The organism is Hymenobacter sp. CRA2 (assembly GCF_002007105.1).
Taxonomy (GTDB): Bacteria; Bacteroidota; Bacteroidia; order Cytophagales; family Hymenobacteraceae; genus Solirubrum.
On the sequence record NZ_MVBC01000015.1, the window covers coordinates 125,880 to 132,658 of the forward strand.

Consider the following 6,779-nt stretch of genomic DNA (forward strand, 5'->3'; position numbering starts at 1 on the left):
CGTGGCTGGGTTGCTACGCCCGATTGTCACCTTGCCAAAACCCTATGAGCTACCCCAACGCCGTTGAGCTAAGCGTCGCCGACGGCACCACCATGCAGGCCTACACGGCCTTCCCCGAAGCCGCCGCTACCACGGCCGTACCCGGCATCATCCTGCTGCAGGAAGCCTTCGGCGTCAACGCCCACATCCGCGACGTGGCCGACCGGCTGGCCGCGGCTGGTTACGCCGTTATTGCCCCGGAACTGTTTCACCGCACGGCCGCGCCCGGCTTCGAAATCAGCTACGATGACTTTCCGAGCGCCGCGCCGCACTTCCACGGCATCACCCCAGAGGGCCTGACTGCCGACTTGCACGCTGCCCACGCCTGGCTGCAGGCGCAGCAGGGCCGCGTGCAGGCCGACAAAATCGGCAGCATCGGCTTTTGCCTCGGCGGGCGCGTGTCGTTTTTGGCCAACGCGGTGCTGCCGCTGGCTGCGGCCGTGTCGTACTACGGCGGGGGCACGCATACTTTGGCCGGGCGGGCCGCGGAGCTGCACGCGCCGCACCTGTTCTTCTGGGGCGGGCAGGACAAGCACATTCCCAAGGAGCAGGTCGATACCGTCACGGCGGCGCTGGACGCGGCCGGCAAGCCCTACGTCAACACCGTCATATCCTACGCCGACCACGGCTTCCACTGCGACGCCCGCGGTAGCTACCACCCCGAAGCCGCCAAGGAAGCCTGGGCCCTGACGCTGGCTTTCTTCGCCGAGAAGCTGGGCTAAGGCCAAGCGCAGCGGCCGGCTAATCACGGCTCAAAACCAGAACGTCATTCCGAGCGCAGCCGAGGAATGACGTTCTGGTTTTACGGCTTGAGGAAGCCCGTCGGGCAGCCTAGCTGCGGGCGTCCTTTTTGGCTACCACGTTGAAATTCAGTGTGAAGGTGTCCTCGATGGCCTTGTCGCCGAGGTCGGAGAAGAAGGCCGCCGAGCGGAACTTGATGTCGTACTTGGTGCGGTCGATGGTGGCTACGCCCGAGGCGGCCGCTACGCCGTCCTTCACGCCTACTTTGGCCGGGAAGGTCAGGGGCTTGGTGATGCCCTTGATGGTGAGGTCACCGGTCACTTCGGCGTTGTTGCCCTGCGCATCGGCCTTGATGTTTTTAATGCTGGTGATGACGAAGGTCGCGGTCGGGTTTTTCTCGGTGGAGAAAAAGTCGTCGCCTTTCAGGTGCGTGGTCAGGCGCGCGTTCATGCCCTCGTTGGTCACGTCCAGAATTTTCAGCCCGGCCACGTCGAAGGTGAAGCTGCCGCCCACAATCTGGTTGCCTTTTACCTGCACGGAGCCGTCTTTCAGGGGCACGGTGCCGTTGTGCTGGCCGGTTACTTTCTTGGCCACCCAGCCCAAGGTGCTCAGCTGCGGCTGCACGGCGTAGGTTTCGGGGCCGGCCTTGCGCACGGCAGCGGCAGTGGTGGGGTGAGCGGGCGACGCAATAAACGACGGCAGGGAGAGCAGGGCCGAAGCGGCCAGCAAGGAGAGGAAAAGTTTTTTCATGCGAGAAAAGAGAAGGTGGTAGTGTCGCGCGCAGGGCCGATGGCCGCGGGCTGCCGACGTTGTCGGCTCACTCGCCCAAACACGGCCACTAGGTTGCCTGCGCCGTCGAAAAGATACGTAGGCCCTTGATAATTACTGGCATTCGGTAAACACCACTGCCGGCGTACTGGCAATGACCAGGCTGCGCCCTTGAGCCGCGTTGCGGTGCAGGTAGAAGTAGCAGGTGATGGGACGCTTCAGGTCGGGCCGGCTCCACACGGCGGCCAGCGGATACCGGATGACGAGCGTGTCGGTAGCTTTGGTGGCGGCCACATGGCCCATCCGGCCTTCGGAAAAGGTGCGGCGCCGGTCCGTGCTCTGAAACTTAATCGAGACAGAGTAGCCGTACGCCGATTTCTCCTGCTCCGTCAGGTGATACGCCACCTTGGCTACCAGTACGGCTTTAGCCGAAGGTGTGGCGCAGGGCGGCTGGTTCAGGGTCAGCAGCTTGATGGTATTGGCACCGGTGGCCGGGGAAGGAGCCTGGCGCAGAATAGCGCGGGCCGATGTGCCGGGCAGCAGCAACAATGGTAACAGATAAGCGGCGTAGCATACGTAAGGCCTCATAAGCGAAATTGCATAATAAGCTGGCTGCAATACTAGCGTTTCGTCGCGGCTTGCCTAAGACTGACTGCCTTGCCTCAACAGACAATAATCCTGATCAGCAGCAGCGCTCAGGAGTCGCGGCCGCGCAACGCATATGCCTCGTGCGCTTGCTGCAAGGGCGCCAGCAGGTGTCGGTCGATGTAAAACGTGCCGAAGGGCACCACGCAGGCCAACAGCACTTTCCAGGTAGTCTGGCCGAAACGCCAGCGGTATTCCACGCCTACGCGCAGGGTATTTAGCACAAAGAGCAGAAACAGCAGGCCGTGCACGGGCCCCAGCGCCTCTACCCAGGTCGGGTCGTGGCGCAGGTACTTCAGCGGCACGGCCACGCCCAGCAGTAGGAGCAGGGACAAGCCTTCGGCTAGGCCGAGCAGGCGCAGACGGCCGATGGGGGAAGAAAGCGGACGAGGCATGAGCAAAAAGCTGTTAGAAGCGGAAAAGCGGGCGGTTGGCCAGCGGCGAAAACGGCCACGGAATAGCGGCCAGCATGATCAGCAGGGCCGCCGCAAACCACAGCGTCATGGTGCGAAACCGCGCCGCGTCGGTGGCGCGACGCTTGGCCAGGGCCGAGCCGATGGTCAGCACTACCACGGCCAGCGTCATCAGCAGCACGTGCAGCAGGCCGAAGAAGCGGGCATCGGAGGTGGCGAGGCGGGCCGACTGGCGGAAAGACGCTACCAGCGGACTGCTGAAGTACAGCGCATAGCCCAGCATGAGCTGCACCTGGGCCAGCGTAGCCGCCGAGTGGCGCAGGGTGTTGTCGAGGGGGCGGAAGGGGCGCTGGCCCAGCCACCCGCGGCCGGCGCGGCCCAGGGCCAGCAGCAGCCCGGCCAGCACGGCCCAGCGAAACCAGGAATGCAGCGTAAGCAGGAGTACGTACATGGCCTCAGACGTTGAGCGGTCCGGGCCGCCGGAAGTACTCGTAAACAAGTGGTGCCTGGGCGCACAACCGTCCCGCTGGTAGGGAGTTGAGCGTGTAAAGAGGCCCCGCCGGAGGGGGCACGAACAAGGAAAGACACGAGAGCATGGCGCCGGTGAATGATGATGGGGCAAAGCTCCGGCTCACGGGCGCCAGCGGCTAGGACGCAGCCAGCCAAAATCAGGACGCGTGCATCTGCCGGCGAAACGCCAGGGGCGTCAGGCCGGTGTGCTTTTTGAACAGCCGACTGAAGTAGGACGCGTCGGCCAGCCCCACTTCCAGGGCAATTTCGCCCACTGTAAGCGGGCTTTGGTAGAGCAACACCTTGGCCTCCAGCACCTGGCTTTCCTCGATCCACTTCGCCGGGGCCTTGCCCGTAACGTGGCGTACGCATTTGCCCAGGTGCCCCGCCGAAACGTGCAGCCGGGCGGCGTAGTCATCGACGCGGTGACTGGTGCGCAGCGAAGTGGCCACCAGCTGCAAAAAGCGCTGTGTGAGCCCTGCGGCCGCATTGGGTGCTGCCGTCGTGGCGGAAGTTGAATCGGCACGGACCAGCTCGTGCAGAAAGGCCCGCAGGTAGGCCCGAAGCAGATCCGCGTGCTGCAGGCCGTGGGCTTGGTAGTCGGCCAGCAGGCGGCGCAGCAGTTGTTCGGCAAAGCCCGCCGCCAGAGCATCGAGCCGAATGAACGGCGCGCCCCAGAACTGCAGCACGCTGAAGCTGCCCGGCGACTCGCCCGGGCCGAGCACAAAGTCGTCGTGGAAGTGGCAGAGCAGGCCCGTGTTTACGTCGCCGGGTGCGAAGCTATACACCTGCCCGGCCCGCACTAGAAGGACTTCACCTGGCCCGGCGGTGTAGCTTTCGGTGCCGATGTGCATGCGCGCCGTGCCCGAGGTGAGCAGCAGGCAGGAATGCGCGGTGGAGCGCGCCGGCGCCCCGCCCCGCGTGAAGTGCTGGTACATCTGCTCCACCGGCACGATGAAAAAACGCTCCGCCGCGGGTGTCAGCAGCCCGCTGAAGGCTGCCGGGTCGGGCATAAAGCGGCGCAGGTAGGTTTCGGGCTGATACGTGCGAATGGGAGCGGGCAGCGGCGCGGGCATAGCGGGAGCAGACGTGGGTTGCTGTGGCAGACGCATGACCGCCGCCAATATTTTACGCCCCACTGCCCGTCAGGCTGGATCAAGGAATTTCAGAACGATCATGCGGAGCCTCGCCCAAGCGGCTACGGTTACTTTTAACTACACTACTTAAGATCCTATCCGACAAGTATAGGTCGTCATGTCGAGCGCAGCCGAGACATCTCGCTCGGGTGCTATTCTTCTCGTTGAACCATTGATTTACCATCCGAGACGTCAGCACGCGAGATGTCTCGGCTGCGCTCGACATGACGGGCTGTTTCAGTCTGTGCCACTTGTCGAATAGAGGCTAAGCTCCCGGAGCAAAACACAGAAGCTTTTGCAAAGCAGGCTGATACCTGAACCGAGCCTCAGCCCAGGCGCAGCTGGTCCTGGTACGAGGCGCCGATGGGCACCGCCCGGCCGCGCACGCTCACCTGGTGCCGCTCGATTTTGTCGATGTGGGCGGTGGCCACCACGTAGGAGCGATGCACCCGCGCAAAGCGCCCCGGCGGCAATAGTGCCAACACCTCCTGCATGCTCAGGCGGGTGAGCAGGCGCTGCGTGGGCAACACAAAGGTGACGTAGTTGCCGGCCGCTTCCAGGTATAGAATGTCTTCGTAGCGCACTTTCACCTGCTCGTAGCCGGTCTTCAAAAACAAGTAATCCTTCGTGGGAGCCATAGGCGCCTGCCCCCGCAGCTGCAGTAGCTCCTGGGCTTTGTTGCAGGCTTTTACGAAGCGTGCCAGCGAAAACGGCTTGAGCAGGTAGTCGACGGCATCCAGCTCGAAGCCCGTGACGGCGTGCTCGGCGTAGGCCGTGGTGAAGATGACCAGCGGCCGGGTTGGCAGCGTCTTTACCAGCTCCAGGCCCGAAATGTCGGGCATGTTGATGTCAAGAAACAGCAGGTCCACGGGCTCCTGCTGCAGGTAAGCCAGGCCCTGAAAGGCATCGGTGAAGCCCGCGGCCAGCTCCACGAAGGGTACCTTGGCTGCCAGGGCGCGCACCACGTCCAGGGCAATGGGTTCATCGTCGATGGCAATGGCCTTCATGCGGGAAAGAAAAGCGGAGGCGAAAAATACGGGTGGTACGAGCTGGTCAAGCCTGTTTGGTGTTGCTTACGGTGTTTTTTGCCGGTCATCCTGCGGCGCAGCCCCGGCCAACAACAATCTATAGCTGCAGGGTCAGGTGCACGAAGTACTCGTCGATGCTGCGGCGGATGATGAGTTCGTGCCGCTCGGGGTAGAGCAACTGCAGGCGCTGGCGCACGTTGGCCAGGCCAATACCCGACGACTCCGTGGTCCAGCCCGAAGCCGGCCGGGCGTGGGTGCTGTTGTACACGTCGAAGTACAGGGTGTTGTTCTCGCAGTGCAGGCTCACCTTGATCCATGACTTGTGCTGCAGGCTGATGCCGTACTTGAAGGCGTTTTCCACGAAGGGAATCAGCAGCATGGGCGCAATTTCGGCCGTGGGAGGCGCCTCCGCCAGGCTCGTATCGATGCTGATGCCGGGGGAGGTGGCGGTGCGCAGCGTTTGCAGGGCAATGTAGTTACGCAGGTACTCCGTTTCGCGGGCCAGCAGGATGCGCGGCTGGTGGTTTTCGTGGAGCATGAAGCGCATCATGTCGCCCAGCAGCTGAATGCCTTGCGCCGTCCGCTCGCCGTTTTCCTGCAGGGCCGTGCCGTAAAGCGTGTTCAGGGCATTGAACAGGAAGTGCGGGTTGATCTGCGAGCGGAGCAGATCGAGGCTGGCCGTGGACTGGCCCAGCTCCTGTTGCAGGCCCGTCAGGGCTTGGTGGCGACGCAGGCGGCGGCGATAAATCAGCCAGGAAGCAGGAGCCGTCACAATCAGGTTGAAAACCACCTGGAACACGTTGAAGCTCACGGCTACCTCACTGTCGCTGGTGATGATGAGCAGCACCAGGGCCACCGGCACCACCGAGGCCACCAGCACCAGAAAGGCCTTCACCAGGTAATTGCCGAAGGGCCGCCGCCCGAGCGAGGAGGGAATGAGTACGCCGCAGGCCATGGCGTGAAAGAGCACAGCTATGGCCAGCATGGTCCCCCCGTAAAGGCCAACCTCGTTTGGAGCGCCCGTGGCCACGAAAAACAACATGCACATCAGCCACAGCGCAAAGCCCAGCAGCACGTCGCGGGCAATGCTGTGCGGCTCGGAGGGCAGCGGATCGGCGGTGGCCGGGGCGAAGATGTTGAAAGGGCGCAGGAAAGCGGGCAGGGCTAGCATGGGCAGCAAACGGCGTGAGAATAACAAATATCCCGCTTCTGGCTGGCAGAAGCGTTTCGTTTGGCAAGGATACTAGGTGGCCCCGGTGCCCGGAAAATAATGGGATGAAAGGCGGCAGAAAAGGTATGAACAGCCGCAATTCAGAGCAGAGCACTAGCATTACTAGTTGACCTTACCGCTTTCGACGCTTTGCTCGACTATCTAGGAAGTGTTAACAGTGATTATCTTGAAACATGGAGCAAATGTTGACGGACGCGCAGTGGGCGCGGTTAGCGCCGCTGCTGCCGGGTCGGGCGGGCACGAGCGGCGGACGCGGCCGGGACAACCG

The 6,779-nt window shown here is 63.0% G+C and carries 8 protein-coding genes; 1 reads left to right on the forward strand and 7 read right to left on the reverse strand.

Annotated elements, in window-relative coordinates; translation table 11 throughout:
- Positions 1 to 44: 44 nt before the first annotated feature.
- Positions 45 to 761, forward strand: coding sequence for a dienelactone hydrolase family protein (locus tag B0919_RS20570; RefSeq protein WP_078014171.1), 717 nt, complete (start codon positions 45 to 47; stop codon positions 759 to 761).
- A 109-nt stretch (positions 762 to 870) separates the two neighbouring features.
- On the opposite strand, the gene B0919_RS20575 is transcribed toward B0919_RS20570, so the two are convergent.
- The 7 genes from B0919_RS20575 to B0919_RS20605 all read right to left on the reverse strand — a co-directional run bounded on the left by B0919_RS20575 (position 871) and on the right by B0919_RS20605 (position 6,451).
- Positions 871 to 1,530, reverse strand: coding sequence for a YceI family protein (locus B0919_RS20575; RefSeq protein ID WP_078014172.1), 660 nt, complete (start codon positions 1,528 to 1,530; stop codon positions 871 to 873).
- Positions 1,531 to 1,662: 132 nt separating this feature from the next.
- On the reverse strand, positions 1,663 to 2,136 hold the full coding sequence (locus B0919_RS20580; protein WP_139362294.1) for a hypothetical protein: 474 nt from the start codon (positions 2,134 to 2,136) through the stop codon (positions 1,663 to 1,665).
- Positions 2,137 to 2,243: 107 nt separating this feature from the next.
- On the reverse strand, positions 2,244 to 2,588 hold the full coding sequence (locus B0919_RS20585) for a DUF3817 domain-containing protein (RefSeq protein ID WP_078014174.1): 345 nt from the start codon (positions 2,586 to 2,588) through the stop codon (positions 2,244 to 2,246).
- 13 nt (positions 2,589 to 2,601) lie between these two features.
- Positions 2,602 to 3,057 carry a hypothetical protein gene (locus tag B0919_RS20590; protein ID WP_078014175.1) on the reverse strand — a complete coding sequence of 152 codons (456 nt, stop codon included), beginning with the start codon at positions 3,055 to 3,057 and terminating at the stop codon, positions 2,602 to 2,604.
- 217 nt (positions 3,058 to 3,274) lie between these two features.
- Positions 3,275 to 4,192 (reverse strand): AraC family transcriptional regulator, encoded by a 918-nt coding sequence (locus tag B0919_RS20595; protein ID WP_176133156.1) that lies wholly within the window; start codon positions 4,190 to 4,192, stop codon positions 3,275 to 3,277.
- A gap of 386 nt (positions 4,193 to 4,578) precedes the next feature.
- On the reverse strand, positions 4,579 to 5,259 hold the full coding sequence (locus B0919_RS20600) for a LytR/AlgR family response regulator transcription factor (protein ID WP_078014177.1): 681 nt from the start codon (positions 5,257 to 5,259) through the stop codon (positions 4,579 to 4,581).
- Between the two features lie 118 nt (positions 5,260 to 5,377).
- Positions 5,378 to 6,451 carry a sensor histidine kinase gene (locus tag B0919_RS20605; RefSeq protein WP_078014178.1) on the reverse strand — a complete coding sequence of 358 codons (1,074 nt, stop codon included), beginning with the start codon at positions 6,449 to 6,451 and terminating at the stop codon, positions 5,378 to 5,380.
- Positions 6,452 to 6,779 lie beyond the last annotated feature (328 nt).